Genomic DNA, 24,710 nt, shown 5'->3' on the forward strand with positions numbered 1-24,710 from the left:
TCCTGTCGTGCGCATCACCGGGGATTTCACGTGTACCAGCTGCAGCGCCAACAGGACGTGGCCATCGTCGCGCATCGCGCCAGCGCGATCCGCCCGGTGGCGTTGTGCGCGTTGCTGCTGCTGTCGCTGCTCGCCTCGCTGTGGCAGCACGGCACCCACCTGCCACGCCTGGGCGGCGCCCAGAGCACCTGCGCCACGGCGGGCGAGGAACGTGGCGAAACCCCGCTCGAAGAACAGGGCCCGGCCAAGCTGCGCCGGGCCGCCCCCCTGCATGCGGCGCGTGCCGCCCTGCCCCATCCCGGGTTCCTGCCGCGTCGTGCCGCCGTTGCACGCGCCGTCGCACCCGTGCCGATCCCCGCCGCATCGCATCAAGCCCCGCCCGCCCTGCACAGTCCGCGCCAACAGCGCGGGCAGGCACCGCCACTGGCCTGACCGCGTCACCACGGGCCGGGTCCGGCCCTGGCTCCCTGCTCCTTCCTGCCGCAGCAGCGGCCGCACGCCAACGCGTGTGGCACCGGCCTGCGCACCGCTCATCCATCTTTCCCGAGGTTGCTTCCATGGCTGCCAGCCATCGTTGTCGTGCGTCCGTTTCCCGCCACCTGCTCACCGCCGCCGTGCTCGGCGCGCTGTCCGTCTCCGCCCACGCCAGTGGCACCGGGGCCCCCACCACGCTGGACAAGGTGGTGGTCACCGCCGCCGGCTTTGAACAGAAGATCGTCGATGCGCCGGCCAGCATCAGCGTGGTCAGCCGCGAGGAACTCGCGCTGCGCCCCTACACCAGCCTGATCGACGCACTGCGTGACGTCGAAGGCATCGACGTGGGCATGGAAACCACCGACAAGAACGGCCGCGCCACCATCTCCATGCGCGGCATGCCCTCGGAATACACGCTGGTCCTGATCGACGGCCGCCGCCAGAGCAACGTCGGCAACCTGTACCCCAACAACTTCGGCGGCGGCCAGTTCGCCTACCTGCCGCCGCTTGATGCCATCGAACGCATCGAAGTGGTGCGCGGCCCGATGTCCACGCTGTACGGCGCCGACGCGATGGGCGGCGTGATCAACGTCATCACCCGCCGCAACAAGGGGCAGTGGAGCGGTTCGTTCACCCAGGGCTTCACCGTGCAGCAGGACAGCCAGTTCGGCGACGCCCGCACCAGCGACCTGTATCTCAGCGGCCCGCTGGTCAAGGACACGCTGGGCCTGACCGTGCGCGGCAGCTGGTATGACAGTGACGAATCCTCGCCGGAGTGGTCGGCCCTGCCGCTGCCCGATGGCAGCAGCTGGGAGCGCGCGCTCGGTTTCGGCGGTGGCGGCAAGGCCGTGGCCAACACCAACTGGAACACGGGCATGCGCCTGGACTGGAGCGTGTCAGAGAACCACAGCCTGTGGCTGGACTATGACCTCTCCCGCCAGAAGTACGACAACAGCAAGGGCCAGACCGGCACCCTGGACGGACTGGAGAGCCTGTGGCGCAGCGGCGTGGCCACCATTCCCAACGGCAGTGGCGGCACCACCAGCCGCCGCGTGGTGCAGCCGCGCGTGGGCTATACCGCCTACCAGCGCTACGAACTGGACCAGCTCGCCCTGACCCACCAGGGTCGCTATGACTTCGGCACCTGGCAGACCAGCCTGGCCCGCACCCAGAGCAACAACCTCGGTCGCTCGCTGCCGTTGACGCTGGAAGAGCGCGCCGACCTGCAGACCCTGTGGAACGACGTCTGCAGCCGCCGCGGCCAGGCCGCCAACTGCAACATGACCAACGGCAACGTCTCGATCCTCAACGATGCCGAACGCGCCCGCCTGCAGGCCTTCCTGCCGCGCCCCCTGCGCACCATGGAACTGGACGCGCTGGTGCTGGACACCCTGCTGGACCTGCAGTTCGGCGCGCACCAGCTCACCCTGGGCGGCCAGTACAACAACACCGACATGACCGACGGCGTGTTCGGCATGGACGGTGCCGGCTACAAGGACAACGTCCAGCAGAAGCACCGCACCTGGTCGGTGTTCGCCGAGGACAACTGGTCGCTGGCCGAGCGCCTCACCGCCACGCTCGGCCTGCGCTATGACCACCACAACATCTTCGGCAGCCATGTCAGCCCGCGCGCCTACCTGGTGTGGAACGCCAGCGATGCCTGGACCGTGAAGGGTGGCATCAGCACCGGCTACAAGACCCCGCGCCCGGACCAGCTGTTCCCCGGCGTCACCGGCTTCGGCGGCCAGGGCGTGATCCCGATGGTGGGCTCGCCCAACCTCAAGCCGGAAACCAGCACCAACTACGAGATCGCCAGCTACTACGAGGGTGAGCGCTGGGGCTTCAACGCCACCGCCTTCTTCAACCGCTTCGAGGACAAGATCGCCAGCGGCGGCAGCTACCCGAACTGCGAGGTCGCCCCGGCCGGCGGTGGCTATTGCGTCGATGTCGGCCCGGGCTGGGCAGCGCTGGGCTACAGCGTCTTCGGCCAGAGCGTGAACCTGGACAAGGCCGAGACCCGCGGCGTCGAGCTGGCCAGCCATGTCGACCTGCTCGCCAACCTGCAGCTGCGCGGCAACTACACCTGGACCAAGAGCGAGCAGACCAGCGGCACCGGCAAGGGCCTGCCGATCGCCGGCAACCCCGCCAAGCACATGGCCAATGCCAGCCTCAACTGGCAGATCAGCGATGCGCTGAGCCTGTCGCTGATCGGCGAAGGCCGCTACGACCGCTACCGCGACACCCTGCCGGACGCCAACGGCAACCCGCAGACCCGCTATTACGAGGACTACACCCTCTTCCATCTCGGCGGCAGCTGGAAGGCCACCCCCTGGCTGACCTTCAACGCACGCGTGAACAACCTGTTCGACAAGGACTTCGTTTCGCAGTCGTGCCTGCTGACCTCGCCCAGCGAGTACAGCTGCGTGGACGACTACGCGGTCAAGGAGCAGCGTCGCAGCTACTGGATCTCGCTCAACGCGCGCTTCTGAGCCGTTGCCCGCCGCCGCCCCCACGACGGGCGGCGGCAGGGCCCGTGCCGCACCCGTACAGGCCCTGTTCCGGCCGCTGAACCGTGGCGGCCGGCGGCGCCGTCCATCGGCAACACACGGCGCGGGCACGATGCTAGAGTCCGCACACTCTGAGCTTCCCCGTCGTGATGGCCACCCGCCCTTTTCATTCCATCCAGGCGTTGCGCGCCATTGCCGCCCTGCTGGTGGTGCTGTTCCACCTGCAGATCGTGGAGGACAAGTACACCGCCGGCATGCCGCTGCTGCCGGGCTTCATCCGCCATGCCGACAGTGGCGTGGACCTGTTCTTCGTGCTGTCCGGTTTCGTGATGACCACCATCGCCGCCGGCAGCTACGGTTCACCGCGTCAGGCCGGGCGTTTCCTGGTGCGACGCAGCTGGCGCGTGCTGCCGCCCTACTGGTTCTACACCACCGTCGTGGTGGTGCTGATGCTGGTCGCCCCGGGCATCGCCAACAGCGCCTACCAGGAGCAGAGCGTGCTGGCCTCGTACCTGCTCTGGCCACAGCCGCAGTTGCCCCTGCTGACCGTCGGCTGGACCCTGATCCACGAGATGTTCTTCTACCTGGTGATGGCCGGGATGATCGCCTTCGCGCGCGAGACCTGGTTGCCGGCACTGCTGCTTGGCTGGGGTGCCCTGACCCTGGCAGCGCACTTCCTGCTCGATGCCGGTGCGCCATGGCAGCAGGTCGCCAGCAGCCCGCTGACACTGGAATTCATTGCCGGCGCACTGGTCGGGCTGTACTGGAGGCACCTGCCTGCACCCATGGCCTTGCCGGTGGCCGTTGCCGGTGCGCTGGGCCTGGCCGGCGCGATGCTGCTGTTGTCCGAAGCCGGCGGCCCGCCCCCTTCCATGGCGATGCGCCTGTGTGCCTTCGGCCTGCCGGCGGCCCTGCTCACGCTGGGGCTGGTGCGCTGGGAACGTGCCGGATCGCCCCGGGTCCCGCTTCCATTGCTGCGGATCGGCGACAGTTCCTACTCGCTGTACCTGAGCCATGTGTTCGTGATCTCCGCCGCCGGGCGGCTCTGGCAGGCGAGCGGCTGGAACCACGGCCCCTGCCAGTCCGGGGCCTTCATCGCGCTCACCGTCCTGGCCTGCATCGGCGCCGGCTGGGCCTCCTGGCGCTGGCTCGAGCAACCCTTGCAACGCCTGCGTCCGGGCCGACGCGCGCCGCGGCCCGATACCGCGGCGGCCAGCGGGTGAGGCCGCGATACAATTCGATACAAATTGCGAATCATTCTCATTAATGATCTAATTCCCGGTCTCCCATCCGCTTCGTTCCCGTGTCCGCAGACCGCGCTTCCACCAACACCGTGCAGCAACAGGCCAGCCGCGGCTTCTGGCTGCGCACGCTGCACCAGTGGCACTGGATCAGTTCGGCGGTCTGCCTGATCGGCATGTTGCTGTTCTCCATCACCGGCATCACCCTCAACCACGCCTCGAAGATCGAAGCCAAGCCGCAGGTACAGAACCTGCAGCTGGAGCTGCCGGCGCCGGTGCTCAAGGCGCTGGGTACGCGCGAGGATGGCAACGCGCCGCTGCCGGCGCGGGTCTCGGACTGGCTGTCGGCGCGGCTGGACGTCTCCATCGGCCAACGCCCGGCCGAGTGGTCGCCCGAGGAGGTCTACCTGTCCATGCCCGGGCCCGGTGCCGATGCGTGGCTGAGCATCGACCGCGAGACTGGCGCGGTGGAGTTCGAGAAGACCCGCCGTGGCTGGGTGTCCTACTTCAACGACCTGCACAAGGGCCGCAACGCCGGACCGGGTTGGGGCTGGTTCCTGGACCTGTTCGCCGTGGCCTGCCTGGTGTTCTGCATCACCGGCCTGTTCCTGCTGCATCTGCACGCGCGGCAGCGGCGCATGACCTGGCCGCTGGTCGGCCTGGGCCTGCTGATCCCGCTGCTGATCGCCCTGCTCCTTATCCACTGATCGTCATTCCTCCCGGAGTCGCACCATGCGCGTCACCCTGACCATCGCCCTGAGCGGCCTGATCGCCACCGCCCCGGCCGCCTACGCCGCCAGCCTCGACGTCAACGTCGAAGTGCCCAAGCTCAACGTCGCCGAATACCACCGCCCGTATGTCGCGGTGTGGATCGAGGGTGCCGACCAGAAGGTCGCCGCCAACCTGTCGGTCTGGTACCAGCTGCGCGACACCGCCGAGGGCCATGGCACCAAGTGGCTGCCGGACCTGCGCCAGTGGTGGCGCAAGAGCGGCCGCACCCTGCAGGTGCCGGTCGATGGCGTCACCGGCCCGACCCGCCCGGTCGGCAAGCACCAGCTCAGCTTCAACGACCGCCAGCCGCAGCTGCGCGGCCTGCCCGCCGGCCAGTACACCCTGGTGGTGGAAGCCGCCCGCGAGGTCGGTGGCCGCGAGCTGCTCAAGATCCCCTTCACCTGGCCGGCGCGCAGCGTCCAGAACGGCAGTGCCCAGGGCACGTCCGAACTCGGCGCCGTCACCCTGTCCGTCAAGCCCTGATCCGCACCACCGCACTGGAGCCCACCGAATGAAGCGTTCCCTCCTGATTGCCGCCGCCATCGCCGCGCTGGTTCCGTTCACTGCCTCGGCCCACAAGGCCTGGCTGCAGCCGTCGCAGACCGTCATCTCCGGCACCAACCCGTGGATCACCGTGGACGCGGCCGTCTCCAACGACCTGTTCTACTTCAACCACGTGCCGCTGCGCATCGACAACCTGGTGATCACCGCACCGGACGGCAGCACCGTGCAGCCGCAGAACGTGGCCACCGGCAAGTACCGCAGCGTGTTCGACGTCGAACTCACCCAGCAGGGCACCTACCGCCTGGCCAACGTCAACGCCGGCCTCTCGGCCACCTGGCAGGAAGACGGCAAGCCCAAGCGCTGGCGCGGCAACGCCGAGAAGTTCGCCACCGAAGTGCCGAAGAACGCACCGGAGCTGAAGGTCTCCGAGACCGCCGGGCGGGTCGAGACCTTCGTCACCAACGGCGCACCGAACGACACCGCGCTCAAGCCGACCGGCAAGGGCCTGGAGATGGTGGCCGTGGGCCACCCGAACGACCTGTTCGCCGGCGAGGCCGCCAGGTTCCGCCTGCTGGTGGACGGCAAGCCGCAGGCCGGCCTGGAAGTGGAGATCACCCGCGGCGGCACCCGTTACCGCAACGCGCAGGAAGAGATCAAGGTCACCACCGACGCCAACGGCGAGTTCTCGGTGACCTGGCCGGAAGCCGGCATGTACTGGCTGGAAACCGGCACCGAGGACAACAAGACCACGGTCGCGCAGGCCAACGTGCGTCGCCTGACCTATGTCGCCACGCTGGAAGTGCTGCCGCAGTAAGCAATTGCTCAAAGTCCCTCTCCCGCCTGCGGGAGAGGGGTTGGGGTGAGGGCACGAGGAGCGGCCCCGTCGCCGATCAACGTCAGCAAGAACGCTCCCCCATCCGCCCCTTCGGGGCACCTTCCCCCGCACACGGGAGAAGGACAAAAGGCTCCCCGATTCCCGACACTGATGTCCCCCAACGCCGACATCGCCGCCCTTGGCGGCCACACCATGGGCACCACCTGGAGCGTCAAGCTGGTCGCGCCACGCAGCCGTGACCTGCATGCGCTGCACGCGGGCATCCAGGGGGAACTCGATCGCGTGGTCGCGCAGATGAGCACCTGGGAACCAGACTCGGACATCAGTCGCTACAACCGTGCCGCTGCCGGCCACTGGCAGCCGCTCCCCGAGGACTTCTGGACCGTGCTCAGCGCCGCGCACGAGATCGCCCGGCGCAGCGACGGTGCATTCGATCCCAGCATCGGCCCCTTGGTCGCGTTGTGGGGCTTCGGTGCACAGGCGCGCGCGCAGCGCGTACCCGACGCTGCAGAAAGGACAGCGGTCGCCCGCCGCTGCGGCTGGCAGAAACTTCAGTTGGATCAACCGGCACGCGCTGCGCTGCAACCCGGCGGCCTGCAGTTGGATCTGTCCGCCATCGCCAAGGGCTATGGGGTGGACCTGGTCAGCCATTGGCTGCGTCGCAACGGCGTCGAGGCGGCGCTGGTCGAAGTCGGCGGCGAACTGCACGGCTACGGCCGCAAGCCCGACGGCCAGCCCTGGCGCGTGCTGGTCGAGTCCGCGCCCGAGGAGGATGCCGGTGCCGAGTACCCACCGCGGGTGCTGGCACTGGACGATCTGGCCATCGCCACCTCCGGCGATCGCTGGCACCACTATGACCACGATGGCGTGTCCTACAGCCACACGCTGGATCCGCGCACGCAGGCCCCGGTCACCCGCGCCGCGGCCGCGGTGACGGTGATCGATCGCCAGGCCATGCACGCCGATGCCTGGGCCACCGCATTGACCGTGCTGGGCACCGAACAGGGCTTGGCCTTTGCCCGGGCGCAGGGGCTGGCCGCGCGCTTCGTCTCGCGCGATGGCAGTGGCCTGCAGGAAGCCATGACCCCCGCTTTCCAGCAGTACCTGGACGCAGACGCCGCATGAGTACCCCCCGCTTCAATCGTGCGCTGTTCGGCAACCTGGCCGTGATCGCGGTGCTGGTGGCCGTCGCCGTGCTGCTGCTGCGCCTGCACCTGGGCGAGGGCTGGTGGCTGGCCTCGCCACTGCCCTGGCAATGGTGGAGCGCGGCGGGCGTGGGCGCGGTCTATGCGTTTGCCTGTTTCGTCCTGTGGTGGCGCGTGCGCCCGCGCAAGGAGCCGGCCAGCGACACCGGGCAACCGCCGCTGCTGATCGTCTGGGCCAGCCAGACCGGCTTTGCCCGACAACTGGCCGAACGCAGCGCCCAGAGCCTGCGTGCCGCCGGCCATGCCACCCGCCTGCGCGCACTGGACCAGGTCGACGCCGCCCTGCTGGGCAGCAGCCACCAGGCGTTGTTCATCGCCAGCACCACCGGCGAAGGCGACCCGCCGGACCATGCACTGGCCTTCCTGCGCCGGGTAATGCCGCAGGCAAGCGCGTTGCCGGAACTACAGTACGCGGTGCTCGCCCTGGGCGACCGCAGCTACGAACACTATTGCGCCTTCGGCCACCAACTCGATGCATGGCTGCGCGCACATGGCGCGCAACCGTTGTTCGACCTCGTCGAGGTCGACAACGCCGATCCCGATGCCTTGCGCCATTGGCAACAGCTGCTCGGCCAACTGGGCGGCACCACCAGCAACGTGCCGGACTGGAGCGCGCCCGAGTACCAGCCCTGGCAGCTGCAATCGCGCCGGCTGCTCAACCCCGGCAGCGTCGGCGGCCCGGTGTTCCACCTGGCACTGCAACCGGCCGAAGGTGCGCTGCCATCCTGGCAGGCAGGCGACATCGCCGAGATCGGGCCGCGCCAATCCGCCGCGGCGGTGCAGGCCTGGATGCAGGCGCATGGATTCGACCCCGGCACCCGCTTGCCGGACGGTCGCCTGCTGGCCGAACTGCTCGCTGCCTCGCAGTTGCCGGAGCATGCCGCCGACATCGACATCGCTGCCCTCGCCGCCCAGCTCAGGCCGCTGCCGCATCGCGAGTACTCCATCGCCTCGATGCCCGGCGAAGGCAGCCTGCAACTGATGCTGCGCCGCCAGCTGCGCCCGGATGGCCAACCCGGCCTGGCCAGTGGATGGCTATGTGACTACACCCAACCCGGTGACCGCATCGACCTGCGCCTGCGCAGCAACGCCAACTTCCATCCGCCGGCCGCAGACGTCCCGCTGATCCTGATCGGCAACGGCACCGGCATCGCCGGCCTGCGCGCGCACCTGCGTGCGCGCATCGACATCGGCGCGCGCCGCAACTGGCTGCTGTTCGGCGAGCGCCATGCCGCCCATGACTTCCACTTCGGCGACGAGCTGCAGCAGTGGCAGCGCGAAGGCTGGATCGAACACCTCGACGCGGTCTTCAGCCGAGATGGCGGCGCCTTCCACTACGTGCAGGATGCGCTGGCCGCGCACGCGCCGCGGTTGCGCGAGTGGATCGACCACGGCGCCACCGTGCTGGTCTGCGGCAGCCTGCAGGGCATGGCCCCGGCGGTGGACGCGGTGATCCTCGATGCCCTTGGCAGCGAGGCCCACGAAGCCCTGCGCATCGCCGGCCGCTACCGGCGCGACGTGTACTGAGTACTCCCAACGGGTAGCGCCGAGGCTTTCCCGCCAGCACCGCAGCGGAGCCGGGCTCCGCTCTACCGCGTCACTGCCGGAGTCACCCGGATCGCCAGCAGCTCGCCGCCACCGTGCAGCGTGAAGCGCTCGCGTGCCCCGGCACCCAACCAGGCGGTATCGCCTGCGGACAATGCCGGCAGCACATCGCCTTCGAAGCGGGCCTGTCCGGCCAGCAGGTGGATCGCCCAGGCCGCCTGCGGCTCGGTGAAGAACAGCATGTTGCCGACCAACGGACGATGCAGCAGCTCGGCATTCACCTCATCCCGCCGCCACATCAGGTTGAAGTCCTGGGTGAAGCCATCGACCAGCTCGCCCGTGATCACGTCCTCACCCGCGAAACGCAGCCGCTGGTAGGGCGGCAACAGGGTTTCGCAGCGACCATCGGCAAAGCGCAGGCGCAGGCCTTCGCCCTGCAGCAGCACCAGCTCGCGCTCGATGCCCGGGAAGGCGGAAAACGCGGCGTCCTGCTCGATCTCGGCGATGGACAAGCGCAGCTGCCAATCGCCCTGCTCGGGCAGGCGCAGGATCTCGCGGGTCCAGCCCAGCCCGTTGCGCCAGCGCTCGCGCTGGTACTGGGCGGCGGGAATGACACGGGAAGAAAAATTCAGAAGGTCCATGCGCGCATGATGCCATCGCCCGCGCGCGGCAGGGCGCCAGGACGGCAGGAGCGACTTCAGTCGCGAAACCAACAATGCCCGCATGAACGCAGAAGCCTGCCATCCGAAAATTCAGATGACAGGCTTCATGCGCCCAGCAATCTCAACGGCTTCGCGGCTGAAGCCGCTCCAGCCGTGGGGTCAGCGCGGCACGGCCAGGTGCTCGGCGGTCAGCGGCTGGCCGGCACGCGGCGTAGTCGCGATCACCGCATCGGCCGGCAACGCGGTGCCGTTGTCCAGGCGCGCTTCCACGCGGTCCAGTGCGGCGTACACATACGGCAACAGCGGCAGGTAGCGCGCGCCGTAATCCGGCAGGCCCAGGAACCCGTCGAAGTGCTGCACGTGCTGCACCTGCCAATAGCTCACCTCACGCCCCGCCGCCTTGGCGGCAGTGGCGTAGGGCTTGCTGCTGAAGGCCGGCGGGATCAGCCCATCGTCGGTGCCATGCACCACCATCACCGGCAGCCCCTTGCGCGGCAGCCCGGCGCGAGTGGCCTGGACACCGGCCTGCACGCGCTTGGCATCCTCGCCCTGCCCGTCCCACAAGCCGCGCAGGCATTTCAGCCCGGCGTAGGTCAGGTCCGGCAACTGCACCTTGCTGTCGAGCAGGCCGACGCCGGCGCCCGGCGGAATACCGCTGCCATCGGAAATCCATGCCGCACGCTCGGCGGCGCTGGCCACGCGCGGGGAGAAGTCCGGGTTCTGCGCGGCAAAGCTGAAGCCGCACGGATGCTCGCCCACGCCATAGCGGCCATAGGCCGAAGCGTAGGTCGCGGCGATCGCACGCCACAGGTCGAAACCGGTCGACAACGCGCCCGCACGCAACGCGGCATCGGTCCAGCCCTTGCTCAGCATCAACGCGTAGGCCGACTGCGCCTGCGCGGCCGGCGTCGCCCCGCTGATCACGCCCTCGCGGGCCAGCGTGGCGCAGCGCACCGCAGCGCCCGCCTGCAATGCGGCGGTCAGCGGCGGTTGCGGCAGGTTGCTCATGTGCAGCTGCGCGCACGGCATCAGCAGCGCGGCTTCGGTGGTGTAGTCGTACAGCGCACGCGCGCCAGGGCCATCGGAATAGATGCTCGGCTCACCGGCCACCACCGCATCCAGCCAGTCACCGTCCATCTCGGCCGCGCGCAGCACCGCGCCGCCGCCGTTGGAGATGCCCACCGCGATGATGCGGGTGTTGTCGAAGGTGAACGGCGCCGCCTGCGGATAGGCCTGGCCCAATGCCAGCAACGCGAACTCGGCCGCCTGCTTCACGTGCCGGCCCCAATCGGCCTCCGGGTTGTCCTTGGAATGGGCGTGCTTGAAGGCCACGCCCGATGCGTTGACCGGCGCATCCGGCGCGAACGCCAGGTCGGCGACCTCGCCCAGTGCACCGACGCTGCCATTGGCGCGCACGCCCTGCTGTGCGTCCAGGTCGTAGTAGTCGCTGCCGGCGCCCTTGTCGGTGTAGACCACCGCACAACCCTTGGGCAGCCCCCAGGCCGCTGCCACCGACACCGCGCCGTAGATGCCACGCGAGCCCGAGGCCGGGGCCACCAACACGCAGCGCTTGGCCAGGTCGAAGTTGTCCGGCACCTGCGCCAGCACCCGGTGCGGCTGCCTGGCACCCGGCAGGCGGGCATAGGCCGAGTACTCGCGGCCCGGCGCCGGCGCCAGGCTGCCGAACAGCTCGCCATAACCCCCGCCCGGGGCGAGGTCGGCGATGCCACGCCAGCTGCCCCACAGGGCGCGGCGGCGCAGTTCCTCGACGGTCGGCGCGGTGGCGTCGGCGAAGGCCGGCGGGGCCACGCTGCGCAACCCGGCCAGCCCGAGGCCGGCGGTGAGCAGGTCGTCGCTGCCGCGGTGTTCGCTACGGAGTTCGTTGCTGAACATGGAAGGCTCCACGGACTTGGAGGCGGGGCCGCTGGCGCAGGAGGCCAGGCTCAGTCCGACGAATAGGCCGCAGGCGGCGCGCAGTAAGGATTGGCTCATGGGCGCACACTAGCAGAGGCCCACGGGCCGGCTCATCGTACTTTCGTACCACACGCTTTTAGCACCCCGGCTGCTACGTTTTCCGTACTTTCCCCACTGTTCTACGGAGTCCCCCATGGACCGCTTCCTGCAAGGCCGCACCGCGCTGGTGACCGGCAGTACCTCCGGCATCGGCCTGGCCATCGCACAGGCGCTTTCGGCGGCCGGCGCGCGCGTGGCCATCAACGGCCTGGGTACGCCCGAGCAGATCGACGCCGCGCTCAAGAGCGTGGCCGATGCCGGTAGCGAGGCCCGTCACTTCGGCGCGGACCTGCGCAAACCCGACGAGATCACGACCCTGCTTGAAGCCGTGCAGGCCTGGGGCCAGGTCGACGTGCTGGTCAACTGCGCCGGCATCCAGCATGCCGCGCCGCTGGCCGAGCAGCCGTCACAGAAATGGGACGACATCATTGCCATCAACCTCAGCGCCGCCTTCCACACCATGCAGCACACTCTGCCGGGCATGGCCGAGCGTGGCTTCGGCCGGGTGATCAACATCGCCTCGGTGCACGGGCTGGTGGCCTCGAAGAACAAGGCGCCCTACGTGGCCAGCAAGTTCGGCATCGTTGGCCTGAGCAAGGTGGCCGGGCTGGAATACGCCGCCGCCGGCAGCCGCGACAGCGGCGGCATCACCGTCAACTGCATCTGCCCGGGCTGGGTCGAAACCCCGCTGATCGAGCCGCAGATCCAGGCCCACCGCAACGGCGGCAGCCGCGACGACGGCGTGCGTGCCCTGCTTGAGGAGAAGCAGCCCAGCCTGCGCATGTCGCTGCCGGAGGACATCGGCGCGATGGTGGTGTGGCTGTGCCGCCGCGAGGCACACAACGTCACCGGCGCGGCGATGCCGATGGATGGCGGCTGGACGTCGCAGTAAGTGCACGCACGCCGACGACACCGGCCAACCGCATCCGCGCATGCTGCGCGTTGATGCGGTTGCGTTTGTCGCCGCTTCGGCCTTTACTCACCGCTTCCGTCGTCCACACGCGCCCGCCCCAGAATGCCCAGCCTGCTGATCGCCGACGACCACCCCCTGTTCCGCGCCGCGCTGCGTCAGGCTGCCAGCGACGCGGTCAGCGGCATGCAGGTGCGCGAGGCCGAGTCACTGGAAGGCGTGCTGGCCGCATTGGATGACGCCCCGGAAACCGACCTGATCCTGCTCGACCTGCACATGCCGGGCAACCACGGCCTGGCCGGTCTGGCGGCGATCCGCGCGCAGCACCCGGGCGTGGCGGTGATCGTGGTTTCGGCCAACGACGACCCGCGCGTGGTCCGGCGCGCCCTTGACCACGGTGCCGCCGGCTACCTGCCCAAGAGTTCGGGCCTGAACGAACTGCACGACGCCATCCGCAGCGTGATGGCCTGCGAGCAATGGTTGCCGGCCTCGCTGCGCGCCTCGGTGGCACGCGCGCAGTCCTCCAGCCACGACAGCGAACTGGCCGCACGCCTGGCCAGCCTGTCGCCACAACAGTTCCGAGTGTTGGTGCTGGTCGCCGAAGGGCTGCTCAACAAGCAGATCGCCGACCGCCTGGACGTGCAGGAACGCACGGTCAAGGCGCATCTGTCCGCCATCTTCGAACGGCTGGGCGTGCGCAACCGCACCCAGGCCAGTGTCGTGCTGCGCGAGCTTGAACTCAGCGACCCCGCCCGCCAGGTGCTCTGACCCACGCGTGCGGGAGCGGCCTCGGCGGCGAAGCAGGAATCGCGTGACTGCAATTGCGCGATGTGGCCTGGCGCTGGAACGGGACCGGCTTCGCGGCCGAGGCCGCTCCTACCGCCCGCCCAGCCAACGATGCAGGTACATGCCCAGCAGCATCGCCGGCACGAACCACAACGCTTCCGGCGACAACACGCCCAACCCCACCAGCGCTGGCCCCGGGCAGTAGCCGGCCAAGCCCCAGCCGATACCGAACAACGCCGCGCCGAACAGCAACGGCCGGTCGATCTGCTTGAGTGCCGGGATCTGGAACCGCGCCGCCAACACCGGTGCCGGCCGGCGCAGCACGAAGCGGAACAACACCAGCGTGGTGAGCACCGCACCGCCGAGCACGAACAACAGGGCCGGGTCGAAGTCACCGGACACGTCCAGGAAGCCGCGGATGCGCTGTGGATCGGTCATGCCCGACACCGCCAAGCCCAACCCGAACAGCGCGCCGGAAAGCAGCGCCGCCAGGGTGATGCGTGCATGCGTGCTCATGCCACGTGCCTCACGATGAAGGTGGTGATCACCGCGGTCAGCATGAAGGTCAGCACCGCTGCCAGCGACCGCAATGACAGCCGCCCCAAGCCGCACACGCCATGCCCGCTGGTACAGCCATTGCCCATCCGCGTACCGATGCCCACCAGCACGCCGGCCACCACCAGCAACAGCGGCGGAAACCCCTGCCGCGGCACATAGGCACCGGGCACCGACCACAACCAGGCCGCACCGGCGCCGACCAGTCCGATCAGAAAGGCCAGCCGCCACGCGATTTCGCCCCGCTTCGGCAGCAGCACACCGCCGAGCATGCCGCTGATGCCGGCGATGCGGCCGGTCAACCACAGCAGCAGGGTCGCCGCCATGCCGATCAGCACGCCGCCCAGCAGCGCGCTCATCCACGTGTTCATCGCGCATCACCCATCTGGTCCAGCGGCAGGCGGAAGTAGCGCACGCCATTGGCATCGGGTTCGGGCAGGCGGCCACCGCGGATGTTGACCTGCAACGCGGGCAGGATGAGTCGCGGCACCGGCAAGGTCGCATCGCGCTGTTGGCGCAGTTGCACGAAGGCCGATTCGTCGACGCCGTCCTTCAGGTGCGCATTGCCGGCACGCTGCGCGGCGATGCTGGTCAGCGGTTCGGCCTCACGGCGCGTGCCGGGGTAGTCATGGCACAGGAAGATCCGCGTATCCGCCGGCAACGCCAGGATCTTCTGGATCGAAGCGAACAGGCGATGCGCGTCGCCGCCCGGGAAGTCGGTGCGCGCCGTGCCGGTGTCGGCCGCAAACAGGGTGTCACCAATGAAGGCCGCATCGCCGATCACGTACGTCAGCCCGTCATCGGTATGCCCGGGCGTGGCGATCACACGCACCGGCAGGGCGCCGATCGCGAACTGGTCCCCATCGACGAGCAACCTGTCGAACTGGCGCCCATCGGCGATGAATTCCTCGCCCAGCCCGAACAGCGCCTTGAACCGCTCCTGCACCTGCACGATGCCGCGCCCGATCGCCACCTGCGCCTGCAGGATGTCGGCCAGGTAACCGGCCGCGCTGAGGTGATCGGCATGCGCGTGCGTCTCCAGGATCCACGTCACCTGCAGCGCCTTGCCGCGCACGAACGCCAACAGCGCATCGGCCGATGCCGTGCTGATCCGTGCGCCGGCCGGCTCGTAGTCCAGTACCGGGTCGATGATCGCCGCGGCGCCGCCCTCGCCTTCGTACACCACGTACGTGAACGTGCCGGTGTCCTTGTCGAAGAACGGTTCCACCTGCGGATGAAGCCGGGTTGCATCGCTCATGGCCTGCACCTTTGTAATTTAGATTTTTCTAAATTAAACTCCTCTCACCTGAAGCGCAACCCCCCGAAAGCTGGCCCGATGAACACGCCCGACATCGATGCTGCGGACATGCAGTCCCACGCCGAGCAAGCCGCCGCCCTGCTCAAGTCACTCGCCCACCCGGCACGCCTGCGCGTGCTGTGCCACCTGGTGGACGGCGAGGCGTCGGTGAGCGAACTGCAGGCGCAGGTGGCGTTGTCGATGTCGGCGCTGTCCCAGCACCTGGCACTGATGCGCGACGCAGGCCTGGTCATCACCCGCCGCGAGGCGCAGACCATCTACTACGCGCTGGCCGACAGCCCCGCACTGGGCGTAATGCATGCGCTGTATGAAGCGTATTGCGGCAAGGGAAAGCGCCGGTAGTCCGCGGGACGGACTCCCGCCGCATTCCCGATCGCGTTGGGCAAGGGCTTCATCCCGGCCTGCGCCGCCTCGCTATCGCTGCGTCACCGTCCGCGCCGCCAGCAGGCGGTCCAGGATCGACTTCAACGCCAACGGCCGCGCCGGCTTCTGCAGCAGGGTCAGCCCCTGCTCCAGCACGTCACGCCGCGTGGCCAGGCTGTCGTCCGCGCTGAGGATCAACGTCGGACGGGCGCCGTAGCGCTCGGCCAGGCGCGCCTGCAGCGCCGTGCCGGTATCGCCGTCGTCCAGGTTGTAATCGAACAACCACAGCGCCACGGCTTGCCGTTCCATCGCCGCGACCGCATCGGCTTCACCGGATCCCTCGGCCACCGCGTAGCCCCAACCGCGCAGCAGTCCCGCCAACGCCGCCAATGCCGCCGGATCGTTGTCCACCACCAGCACCGGCGTGGCCTCCCCGGCGGGCGCGGCACGCTCGTGGAGTGCAACCGGCGGCGCCGATGCCGCCAGGACCGACACCGAGAAAACCGTGCCGCGCCCCTTGTCACTGCGCAGCCCCAATGGCGCATGCAGCAGGCCGGCGATGCGGTCGGCAATCGCCAGCCCCAACCCCAGTCCCTGGCCACTGGTTTCCTCGCCGCGCCGGAACTCCTCGAAGATCCGACGCTGCTCGCTGCGGGCGATGCCCGGCCCGGTGTCATGCACCTCGATGCGTATCCTGCCCGCTTCCCGCCGCACGCCCAGCAGCACGCCGCCGCGCGTGGTGTAGCGCACCGCGTTGGCAAGGAAGTTCTGCAGCACCCGCCGCAACAGTTGCGGGTCGCTGTTCACCCACGTGCGGGTAGGCAGGTAATGAAAGGCCAGGCCGCGTGCCGTGGCCAGCGCGCGGAATTCCGATGCCAGTGGATCGAGCACCTCGGCCAGCGGCATGTCGCGCGGCTGCGGCACCAGTCCGCCGGCCTCCAGCCGCGACATGTCGAACAAGCCGGTCAGCAGGTCCGTGGTCGAATCCAGCGCGCCCTGGATCTGCACCACGGCCTGCTGCTGCTCCCCGCCATCCACCTGCTGTGCCAGGCGGTCGGTGAACAGATGCGCCGCATGCAGCGGCTGCAGCAGGTCATGGCCCACCGCGGCGAGGAAGCGGCTCTTGGCATCATTGGCACGCTCGGCCTCGCGCTTGGCCGATTCCAGCAGCGCGGTGCGCTCGCCGACGCGTTGCTCCAGCGTTTCGTTGCTGCGCTTGAGCTCGCGCTCGCTGCGCCGGAAGGCGGTGACATCGGTGAACGTGGCCACGAAGCCGCCCCCCGGCATCGGATTGCCACGGATCTCCACGATGCTGCCATCGGGAAACACCCGCTCGGTCAGGTGCGGCGTGCCGGCGCGCATGAAAGCCAGGCGGCGGTCCACCGCGCGCTCGTCGCGCCCGCGCTGCGGCATGGCCTGCAATGCCCAGCGGGTCAGGTCCATGATCGGACGCCCCACCTGCAGCAGTTCCTCCGGGAAACCGAATATCCGCGCATACGGGCGGTTCCACGCCACCAGACGCTGGTCGCGGTCGATCACGCTGATGCCCTGGCTCATGTTCTGCAGTGCCGCCTCCAGTACCTGCTGGCTGAAGCGCAGGTCCTGCGAGGCCTCGCTGACGATGGCGGCCACCGCCGCCAGCTCGCTGCTCTCCCGGCGCGCGGCATCCAGCAGCAGGCGCGCCGATGCGGCACCCAGCACGGCAGACAGTTCCCGTTCGACCCGCGCTTCGATCGGGGTCGGTACCGGGCCGCTGCGCGGCGCATCGGCAAGCAGCCGCTGGACCTGCTCCAGCGGCAGGAAGCGACGCCCGGCATCGCGCAGTGCATCGGCATCCAGGCTGCGGCTGGCGCGGTCGGGCGTATCACGCCGCCATACCATCGCCAGCAATGTGACCGCAGTGCCGACGAACAGGCTGGCACCCACCGCCCGGCCCAGCGCGGTCCATCCGGTCAGGCCGAACAGCCCCTGCGGCGCCAGCCACTGCCAGCCGAATGGACCGTCCACCAGCCAGCCCGGTGCGCGGCCGCTGCTTTCCAGCAGGGACGGCAGCAACAGTACCCATGCCCAGGTGAGGAAGCCGGCCAGCACGCCGGCGATGGCCGCACGCGGGGGGGTCTGCGGCCGCCAGATCGCAAAGCCCAGTACCGGCACCAAGGTGGCCAGCGCCGAGAACGAGATACCACCGATGTCGGCCAGCACGTTGCCGCCACCGATCAAGCGGCTGTATGCCCATGCCAGCAGCATGATCAGGCAGATGCCGGCACGGCGCAGCCAGACCAGTTCGCGGCGATGGTCGCGTCCACCGGCACGCCGCCACGCACCGCGCAACAGGCCCGGCGCGAACCAGTGGTTGCCGATCATCAGGCTCAGTGTCAGCGTGCTCACCACCACCATGCCGGTGGCCGCGCTCAGGCCGCCGAGGAAGGCAAACAGCGCAATCCCTTCGTGCCCGGCCGAGAACGGCAGCGCCAGCGTGTACATGTCAGACGGCACGCTGTTGCCCAGCAGCGCGGTGCCCGCACGTGCCAATGGCAGGATCGGCAGCGCGATCAACAGCAGGTAGAGCGGGAACAGCCAGCGCGCGGTGCGTACATCGGCCGGGTCGCGGCACTCAACCACGCTGACATGGAACTGGTGCGGCAACAGGAACATCGCCAGCCCGCCCAGCAACATCAGCGGCACGAACCCGCCCCCGGGGGCATCGGCGGCCGGGGCCGGCATCGACGGCAGGCCCTTCAGCCCGAACCACACGAACAGGCCCAGTACCAGCATCGCGCACAGCTTGAACACCGACTCCACCGCCATCGCCAGCACCAACCCGCGGTTGTGTTCGGACACATCCGCGCGCCGCGCGCCAAACAGCATCGCGAACAGGGCCATCGCCAGCGCCACGTACAGGGCGCTGTCCTGCCAGGGCGAACCGCCCTGCCCGGCATCGACCGCACGCGAGGTGATCATGCCGAAGCTCATCGCCACCGCCTTCAACTGCAGCGCGATGTAGGGAATCAGGCCAAGCGCGGCCACCAACGTCACCGTCGCCGCCAGCCAGGCATCGCGCCCGAGCCGCGCGGCGATCAGGTCGGCCAGCGAGGTGGCATTGGTCTCGCGCGCAAGCCGCACCAGGCGCACCATCACGCCCATCGCCAGGGCGTAGAACAGGATGGCCCCGACGAAGGTCGGCGGCAGCGGCCAGCCATAGCGCGCGGCCTGCGTCACCGTGCCGTAGAAGGTCCACGAAGTGCAATGCACGGCCAACGACAACGCGTAGACATGCCGCCAATGCCGCGCGAATGCGGTCGGTCGACGCTCGCCATACAACGCCGCGCCGAACATCAGCGCCAACCAGGCCAGGCCCGCCAGCGCCACCGTCACCAGACTCAACATGTACGCCGCTTCCCCGAATGCATCGGCGCAGGATACGGAGTAAGCCCTCACCGCAGAAGGGCCTGCCCTCACCCCAACCCCTCTCCCGCCTGCGGGAGAGGGGCTCAGGTTTGCCTGGGCTGTGGCTTTGAAGCCCCTCTCCCGCAGGTGGGAGAGAGGGGCTCAGGTTTGCTTCGGCTGTGGCTTTGAAGCCCCTCTCTCGCAGGCGGGAGAGAGGGGCTCAGGTTTGCTTCGGCTGTGGCTTTGAAGCCCCTCTCCCGCAGGGGGGAGAGAGGGGCTCAGGTTTGCTTCGGCTGTGGCTTTGAAGCCCCTCTCTCGCAGGCGGGAGAGAGGGGCTCAGGTTTGCTTCGGCTGTGGCTTTGAAGCCCCTCTCCCGCAGGCGGGAGGGAGGGGCTCAGGTTTGCTTCGGCTGTGGCTTTGAAGCCCCTCTCCCGCAGGGGGGAGAGAGGGGCTCAGGTTTGCTTCGGCTGTGGCTTTGAAGCCCCTCTCCCGCAGGCGGGAGGGAGGGGCTCAGGTTTGCTTCGGCTGTGGCTTTGAAGCCCCTCTCCCGCAGGCGGGAGAGGGGTTGGGGTGAGGGCCGCTCTGGCACACGTACCCAAGAACGAACAAGGCCCTTCCCGCTACTGCGGGAAGGGCCATCGCTTCTGCTTCGATTCGCGTCCCGGTGCCGTCACCGGCCCTGGCGCTGCATCAGAAGTTGTAACGCACCGACACATACCAGTTGCGCGGCAGACCGTAGTACGCGGTCTGGATGTTGCCCACGCTGGCAAACTCCTGGCCTTCGGTCATGTACTGCTTGTCTGTCAGGTTGCGCACGCCCGCACGCACCTGCCAGCTCATCTGCGGCGAATCCCACACGCCGTAGGCGCCGAGCAGCGTGTACGCGTCCTGGCTCAACACGGCACGGTTGTCCACCGACAGCCAGGTCTCGCTGCGGTAGGACACGTCGCCGCCCAGCGTCAGGCTGCCGCTGTCACCCAGCGGGAACACGTGCTGCAGTGCCACGCGCGCGGTCCAGTCCGGCGAGAACGGCACGTGCGCGTGGCTGACGTTCGGGTCGAAGCCCGGGTAGGACGGATCCAGGCGGAAGTCCTCGAACTTGTCGTACTTGGCGTCCATCCAGCCCACCTGCGCGCTCAGCGTGGTGGACTCACCCAGCAGCGCGCTGCCTTCCAGCTCGATGCCCTTGATGTTCAGCTTGGCGGCGTTCAACACCGGGAAGGTGCCCACGTCCTGCGACACACGGGCCTGGAAGTCGCTGTAGTTGCTGTAGAACGCCGCCGCGCTGCCGCGGAAGCGGTGGTCGGCCGAGCTGCCCTTCAGGCCCAGCTCGTAGGTCCACACGTATTCCGGATCGAACTTGGCATGCTCGGTGTCATACACGGTGTTGGCGCGACCATTGAAGCCGCCCGATTTGAAGCCGCGGTTGGCCGACACATAGCCCATCAGGTTGTCGCTGAAGGCCTTCTGCAGGCTGATCGACGGGGTCACGGCGGTCCACGATGCCTTTGCATCGAAGGCCACGGTGCCATTCAGGCCAGCGAACGGCGCGCCCCAGAACGTGCTGGTGGAACGCTCGTAGTCCTTCTTGTCCTTGGTCCAGCGCACGCCGGCGGCCACGGTCCAGCTCGGCACGAACTCCCAGTTCACGTGGGCGAAGGCGGCGGTCGAGGTGGTGGTCAGGTCGTCGTCGATCGTGCGCAGGAACGGCACCTTGGCGCCCAGGAACGAGAACAGGTCATCGGCATACGCCTCCTGGTACGACGGCACGTTCTCCTTCATGTAGTACGCGCCGAAGGTGGCATGCAGGTTGGAACCATTGTCGTAATGGAGCTGGAATTCCTGGCTCTTCTGGTTCTGGTCCAGCGCCACCAGCACGTCGCCCAGCTCATACTCGGACGCATCGATGTCGATGTACGACTCGGTCTTGAGCTTGCGGTAGGAGCTGATGCTCTTCAGCGTCCATTGCTCGTTGATGTCCCAATCCATCGCCAGCGACGCACCGGAGTGCTTCAGGTACTGGCCCTGGCCATCGTCGAACGAGGTCCGCGCGCGACGGTTCCATTCACCGGTTTCACCCGGCTTGAGCACGATCGCGCCGCCCGGCGCCAGGCTGGTCTGGACCAGGTTGGCCATCGGCCGGCCCAGGGTCAGCGCCGCATCCTGCTTGGTGGTATCCAGCGACAGCACCGCGCTGAAGTTGTCGATCGGCTTGAAGGCCAGCTTCAGGCGCAGCGCTTCGGTGTCGTCGTCGTTGTAGCGCTTGCCGGTGTCGGCGTCCTTCACGTAGCCGTCGTTGGTGATCTTGGCACCGGCGATGCTGCCGGCCACCGTATCGCTCAGCTGGCCGGACACGTAGAAGCGGCCTTCCAGGCGACCGTAGTCACCGGCGGTCACTTCCACCGCGCCGCCCTCGTTGTCGAACGGGTTCTTGGTGGTCAGCTTGATCGCGCCGCCGGTGGAGTTCTTGCCGTACAGCGTGCCCTGCGGGCCACGCAGCACTTCCAACTGCTGGATGTCGAACAGCGAGAACAGCGCGCCGTTGATGCGCGAGTAGTACACGTCATCGACGTACATGCCCACGCCCGGGTCGAAGGTCTGCAGGGCATCCGGCTGGCCGATGCCACGGATGAACACGTTGACGCTGTTGGCCGAGCCACGGCCCTGGGCGATGTTCATGTTCGGCACCGCGCCCTGCAGGCCCTCCACGGTCGAGGCCTGCAGGTCCTTGATCTGCTCCTCACCGAAGGCGCTCACCGCCACCGGTACGTCCTGGATGGACTCGCTGCGACGGCGTGCCGTCACGGTCACTTCGTCCAGCTGCGTGGCCTGGGTGCCCGCCGCCGTGGCCTGCTGCTCCTGGGCCTGCACGAATGCGGCCGGCGCCAGCAGAATGCCGCCGATGGCCATGCTCAGATACTTGCGCTTCATTGGTCTCCCTCCTCCCGGGTATGACGCAGCGGCAATGGGATGCCGCCATGCTGCGCACGTTAACGACGCGTTAGCCGGCCGCGTATCGTCCCTTCGTACAGTGGGCCGGCCGCCCGCGCGTCCCGATACTCGCCGGCAACGTATTGGCCGGGGAGCCGTGGATGTCGTTTCTGATCGTATTGGCGGCCCTGTGCTTCCTGATGTTCGTGGCCTACCGCGGCTACAGCGTCATCCTGTTCGCCCCGGTGGCCGCGCTGGGCGCGGTGCTGCTGACCGACCCGACCCTGGTCCAGCCGATGTTCACCGGGCTGTTCATGGACAAGATGGTCGGCTTCCTCAAGCTGTACTTCCCGGTGTTCGTGCTCGGCGCGGTGTTCGGCAAGCTGATCGAGATTTCCGGGTTCTCCAAGTCCATCGTCAGCGCCACCATCAAGCTGGTCGGTGCCCAGCGCGCGATGCTGTCGATCGTGCTGGTCTGCGCCGTGCTGACCTACGGCGGCGTGTCGCTGTTCGTGGTGGTGTTCGCGGTCTACCCGTTCGCGGCCGAGCTGTTCCGCCAGAGCAACATCCCCAAGCGGCTGATCCCCGGCACCATCGCGCTGGGGGCCTTCAGCTTCACCATGGATGCCCTGCCGGGCACGCCGCAGATCCAGAACATCATTCCGTCGGCCTTCTTCGGCACCAACAGCTGGGCCGCCCCATGGCTGGGCGTGATCGGCACCGTGGTGATCATGTTGCTGGGCATGAGCTACCTGGAATGGCGCCGCCGTACCGCCATCGCCAAAGGCGAAGGCTATGCCGGCACCGGCGAGGAGCTGCGCAACGAGCCGGAGGCCTTCCGTGGCGACAAGCTGGCCCACCCGCTGCTGGCGATCCTGCCGCTGATCCTGGTCGGCGTCTCCAACTTCCTGTTCACCCGCTGGATCCCCGGTTTCTACGGTGAAACCCAGTCCTTCCTGCCGGCGGTCATCGGCAATCCGGCCCCGGTGGTGCAGGAGGTCTCCAAGATGGCCGCTATCTGGGCGGTACAGGGGGCGCTGCTGCTCGGCATCCTCAGCGTCATCGCCTTCGCCTGGAAACCCGTGGTCACGGCCTTCGCCGAAGGCACCAAGTCGGCCATCGGCGGCGCCATGCTGGCCTCGATGAACACCGCCTCGGAGTACGGCTTCGGCGCGGTCATCGCCGCCCTGCCCGGCTTCCTGGTGGTCTCCAACGCCTTGGGCGCGATCCCCAACCCGCTGGTCAACGAAGCGGTGTCGGTCACCGCCATGGCCGGCATCACCGGCTCGGCCTCGGGCGGCATGAGCATCGCGCTGGCCGCGATGGCCGATAGCTTCATCGCCAATGCGCACGCCGCGGGCATCCCGATGGAAGTCCTGCACCGCGTAGCGGCCATGGCCTCCGGCGGCATGGACACGCTGCCGCACAACGGCGCGGTGATCACCGTGCTGGCCGTCACCGGCCTGACCCACCGCCAGTCCTACAAGGACATCTTCGCCATCACCCTGATCAAGACCCTGGCGGTATTCGCGATCATCGCGGTGTATTACATGACCGGGCTGGTTTGATACCGGAACAGGGAACTCGGAACTCGGAACTCGGAACTCGGAAAGGCTGCCATGTGATCGCAGCGCCATGTCATTGCCCGCTCTGGCCCTGAACCTCTTGCGGCTCGCGGCGGCGGCCATCACCGCCAGCGCTCAAAGCGCCCCCTCCAACCCTCCCCTTCGCTGCACGGCAGGAAAGGAGCAGAACAGCAAAGGCAATGGCGGAAGCCAATTGCTCGCCACTGTTCGCGCCGCAGAATGCAGGTAGAGGACCGTTTGCACGCCTTTGGCATGCGGCCGGATGAACGCCAATGGCCATGACGCAGGGCCGGAGGTTTGCTCCGGAGGATTGCGAAGGGATGCCCGGATTGGCAACAAGCCACGCCTTTCCTGCAGCATTCCAGCATGCAATATTCCAGACACGAGAAAGGCGCCCCACGAGGCGCCTTCTGCTCTAACCAAGCCCAAAAAAGAACGCCCGGCTGCACGTCACTGTGCAACACCGGGCGATCTCACTTCCCTGTTGGCGTCCTGCCTATCCCCAGCGTCCTGGCCCTTTTGGGTTCCTGGTGGTCCGCCCTCCTGGCGGAACACGAATAAGTCACGTCCTTGTCAGCGCCTTTCGATCGGTTTGACTGCCGGTGTTCCTGCCGGCCTCCTGCTGTCGGCGGGGGCAGCTCCAGCCCTCGCCTCGATCAGGTCTCGATTCCGTTCGACCGTCTTCAGCCCGATTCCCTTCACCAGCGCCAGTTCCTCGACACTCTTGAAGGGGCCGTTTGCCTGTCGATGATCGATGATTGCCTGCGCCTTTGAGGGGCCGACATTCACCATCACCTGATCCAGCTCCGCCGCGGAGGCGGTGTTGATATCGACCTTGTCCGTGGCTTTCGCCGATAGGGTCAACACCAACGCCAGAACCAGTGACTTCAGCATCACGGTGAAAAGCTTCATCACTACTCCTTGTGGTTTGGGACCGCTCCCCGGCATTCCCGCCGGTGGAACAAGTGTTCCGCACCACATGAACATAGGCTATCCGTCACGCCTCGTTTACACAGCCGGCGAACATCCCGACGTCTTGTAGGAAAACCCCTACAAGGCCCATTCAAGGGCAGCGGGCGTAGAATGGTTGCACCTGACATTGCTACCGGAGATCCAG

The 24,710-nt window shown here is 68.1% G+C and carries 20 protein-coding genes; 12 read left to right on the forward strand and 8 right to left on the reverse strand.

The features are described from left to right. Window positions 1-30 precede the first annotated feature (30 nt). The 8 genes from ACIPR8_RS13040 to ACIPR8_RS13075 all read left to right on the forward strand — a co-directional run bounded on the left by ACIPR8_RS13040 (window position 31) and on the right by ACIPR8_RS13075 (window position 9,064). On the forward strand, window positions 31-432 hold the full coding sequence (locus ACIPR8_RS13040; RefSeq protein ID WP_132864718.1) for a hypothetical protein: 402 nt from the start codon (window positions 31-33) through the stop codon (window positions 430-432). Window positions 433-557: 125 nt separating this feature from the next. After that, window positions 558-2,963 (forward strand): TonB-dependent receptor domain-containing protein, encoded by a 2,406-nt coding sequence (locus ACIPR8_RS13045; protein WP_446541307.1) that lies wholly within the window; start codon window positions 558-560, stop codon window positions 2,961-2,963. 167 nt (window positions 2,964-3,130) lie between these two features. Continuing rightward, entirely contained in the window at window positions 3,131-4,204 is a 1,074-nt protein-coding gene (locus tag ACIPR8_RS13050) for an acyltransferase family protein (RefSeq protein ID WP_446541308.1), read from the forward strand. A gap of 80 nt (window positions 4,205-4,284) precedes the next feature. Continuing rightward, complete coding sequence (locus ACIPR8_RS13055; RefSeq protein WP_313253877.1) at window positions 4,285-4,929, forward strand: PepSY-associated TM helix domain-containing protein; 645 nt, start codon at window positions 4,285-4,287, stop codon at window positions 4,927-4,929. Window positions 4,930-4,954: 25 nt separating this feature from the next. Further along, window positions 4,955-5,476, forward strand: a complete 522-nt coding sequence (locus tag ACIPR8_RS13060) for a DUF2271 domain-containing protein (protein ID WP_132864721.1) — start codon at window positions 4,955-4,957, stop codon at window positions 5,474-5,476. A gap of 28 nt (window positions 5,477-5,504) precedes the next feature. Beyond that, entirely contained in the window at window positions 5,505-6,311 is an 807-nt protein-coding gene (locus ACIPR8_RS13065) for a DUF4198 domain-containing protein (RefSeq protein WP_132864722.1), read from the forward strand. 171 nt (window positions 6,312-6,482) lie between these two features. After that, window positions 6,483-7,457, forward strand: a complete 975-nt coding sequence (locus tag ACIPR8_RS13070) for an FAD:protein FMN transferase (RefSeq protein ID WP_446541309.1) — start codon at window positions 6,483-6,485, stop codon at window positions 7,455-7,457. Further along, complete coding sequence (locus tag ACIPR8_RS13075) at window positions 7,454-9,064, forward strand: sulfite reductase subunit alpha (RefSeq protein ID WP_446541310.1); 1,611 nt, start codon at window positions 7,454-7,456, stop codon at window positions 9,062-9,064. The genes ACIPR8_RS13070 and ACIPR8_RS13075 overlap by 4 nt, the downstream gene beginning before the upstream one ends. Before the next feature lie 62 nt (window positions 9,065-9,126). Here ACIPR8_RS13075 and ACIPR8_RS13080 read toward each other — a convergent pair whose 3' ends face one another. Together ACIPR8_RS13080 and ACIPR8_RS13085 are read right to left on the reverse strand one after the other, a co-directional pair. Beyond that, complete coding sequence (locus tag ACIPR8_RS13080) at window positions 9,127-9,723, reverse strand: HutD/Ves family protein (protein ID WP_132864725.1); 597 nt, start codon at window positions 9,721-9,723, stop codon at window positions 9,127-9,129. Window positions 9,724-9,903: 180 nt separating this feature from the next. Continuing rightward, complete coding sequence (locus tag ACIPR8_RS13085) at window positions 9,904-11,736, reverse strand: 3-hydroxybutyrate oligomer hydrolase family protein (protein ID WP_446541311.1); 1,833 nt, start codon at window positions 11,734-11,736, stop codon at window positions 9,904-9,906. Window positions 11,737-11,851: 115 nt separating this feature from the next. On the opposite strand from ACIPR8_RS13085, the gene ACIPR8_RS13090 reads away from it, so the two are divergent. Beyond that, complete coding sequence (locus ACIPR8_RS13090; RefSeq protein ID WP_446541312.1) at window positions 11,852-12,649, forward strand: 3-hydroxybutyrate dehydrogenase; 798 nt, start codon at window positions 11,852-11,854, stop codon at window positions 12,647-12,649. A 123-nt stretch (window positions 12,650-12,772) separates the two neighbouring features. Next, window positions 12,773-13,435 (forward strand): response regulator transcription factor, encoded by a 663-nt coding sequence (locus tag ACIPR8_RS13095; RefSeq protein WP_132864728.1) that lies wholly within the window; start codon window positions 12,773-12,775, stop codon window positions 13,433-13,435. Between the two features lie 108 nt (window positions 13,436-13,543). Here the strand turns inward: ACIPR8_RS13095 and ACIPR8_RS13100 are convergent, their stop codons facing one another. From ACIPR8_RS13100 to ACIPR8_RS13110, 3 genes are read right to left on the reverse strand one after another with little or no spacing between them, the layout of a single operon-like run. After that, on the reverse strand, window positions 13,544-13,969 hold the full coding sequence (locus ACIPR8_RS13100) for a DUF6691 family protein (RefSeq protein ID WP_446541313.1): 426 nt from the start codon (window positions 13,967-13,969) through the stop codon (window positions 13,544-13,546). Further along, on the reverse strand, window positions 13,966-14,379 hold the full coding sequence (locus ACIPR8_RS13105; protein WP_446541314.1) for a YeeE/YedE family protein: 414 nt from the start codon (window positions 14,377-14,379) through the stop codon (window positions 13,966-13,968). The genes ACIPR8_RS13100 and ACIPR8_RS13105 overlap by 4 nt, the downstream gene beginning before the upstream one ends. Beyond that, a complete protein-coding gene (locus tag ACIPR8_RS13110) occupies window positions 14,376-15,266 on the reverse strand; it encodes an MBL fold metallo-hydrolase (RefSeq protein ID WP_446541315.1) in 891 nt (296 codons plus the stop codon). The genes ACIPR8_RS13105 and ACIPR8_RS13110 overlap by 4 nt, the downstream gene beginning before the upstream one ends. A 78-nt stretch (window positions 15,267-15,344) precedes the next feature. Between ACIPR8_RS13110 and ACIPR8_RS13115 the strand changes: the two genes are divergently transcribed. Then, complete coding sequence (locus tag ACIPR8_RS13115) at window positions 15,345-15,668, forward strand: ArsR/SmtB family transcription factor (protein ID WP_446541316.1); 324 nt, start codon at window positions 15,345-15,347, stop codon at window positions 15,666-15,668. Window positions 15,669-15,740: 72 nt separating this feature from the next. On the opposite strand, the gene ACIPR8_RS13120 is transcribed toward ACIPR8_RS13115, so the two are convergent. Beyond that, window positions 15,741-19,076 carry a PAS-domain containing protein gene (locus tag ACIPR8_RS13120; RefSeq protein WP_446541317.1) on the reverse strand — a complete coding sequence of 1,112 codons (3,336 nt, stop codon included), beginning with the start codon at window positions 19,074-19,076 and terminating at the stop codon, window positions 15,741-15,743. 690 nt (window positions 19,077-19,766) lie between these two features. Then, the gene (locus ACIPR8_RS13125) at window positions 19,767-22,007 is read right to left on the reverse strand and encodes a TonB-dependent receptor (protein WP_446541318.1); all 2,241 of its coding nucleotides are present in this window, start codon (window positions 22,005-22,007) and stop codon (window positions 19,767-19,769) included. A 161-nt stretch (window positions 22,008-22,168) separates the two neighbouring features. Between ACIPR8_RS13125 and ACIPR8_RS13130 the strand changes: the two genes are divergently transcribed. Then, on the forward strand, window positions 22,169-23,575 hold the full coding sequence (locus ACIPR8_RS13130; RefSeq protein WP_192286485.1) for a GntP family permease: 1,407 nt from the start codon (window positions 22,169-22,171) through the stop codon (window positions 23,573-23,575). Between the two features lie 591 nt (window positions 23,576-24,166). Here ACIPR8_RS13130 and ACIPR8_RS13135 read toward each other — a convergent pair. Further along, window positions 24,167-24,574, reverse strand: coding sequence for a ComEA family DNA-binding protein (locus ACIPR8_RS13135; protein ID WP_192287272.1), 408 nt, complete (start codon window positions 24,572-24,574; stop codon window positions 24,167-24,169). Between the last annotated feature and the right edge of the window lie 136 nt (window positions 24,575-24,710).

It is taken from the genome of Stenotrophomonas sp. LARHCG68, from assembly GCF_052871705.1.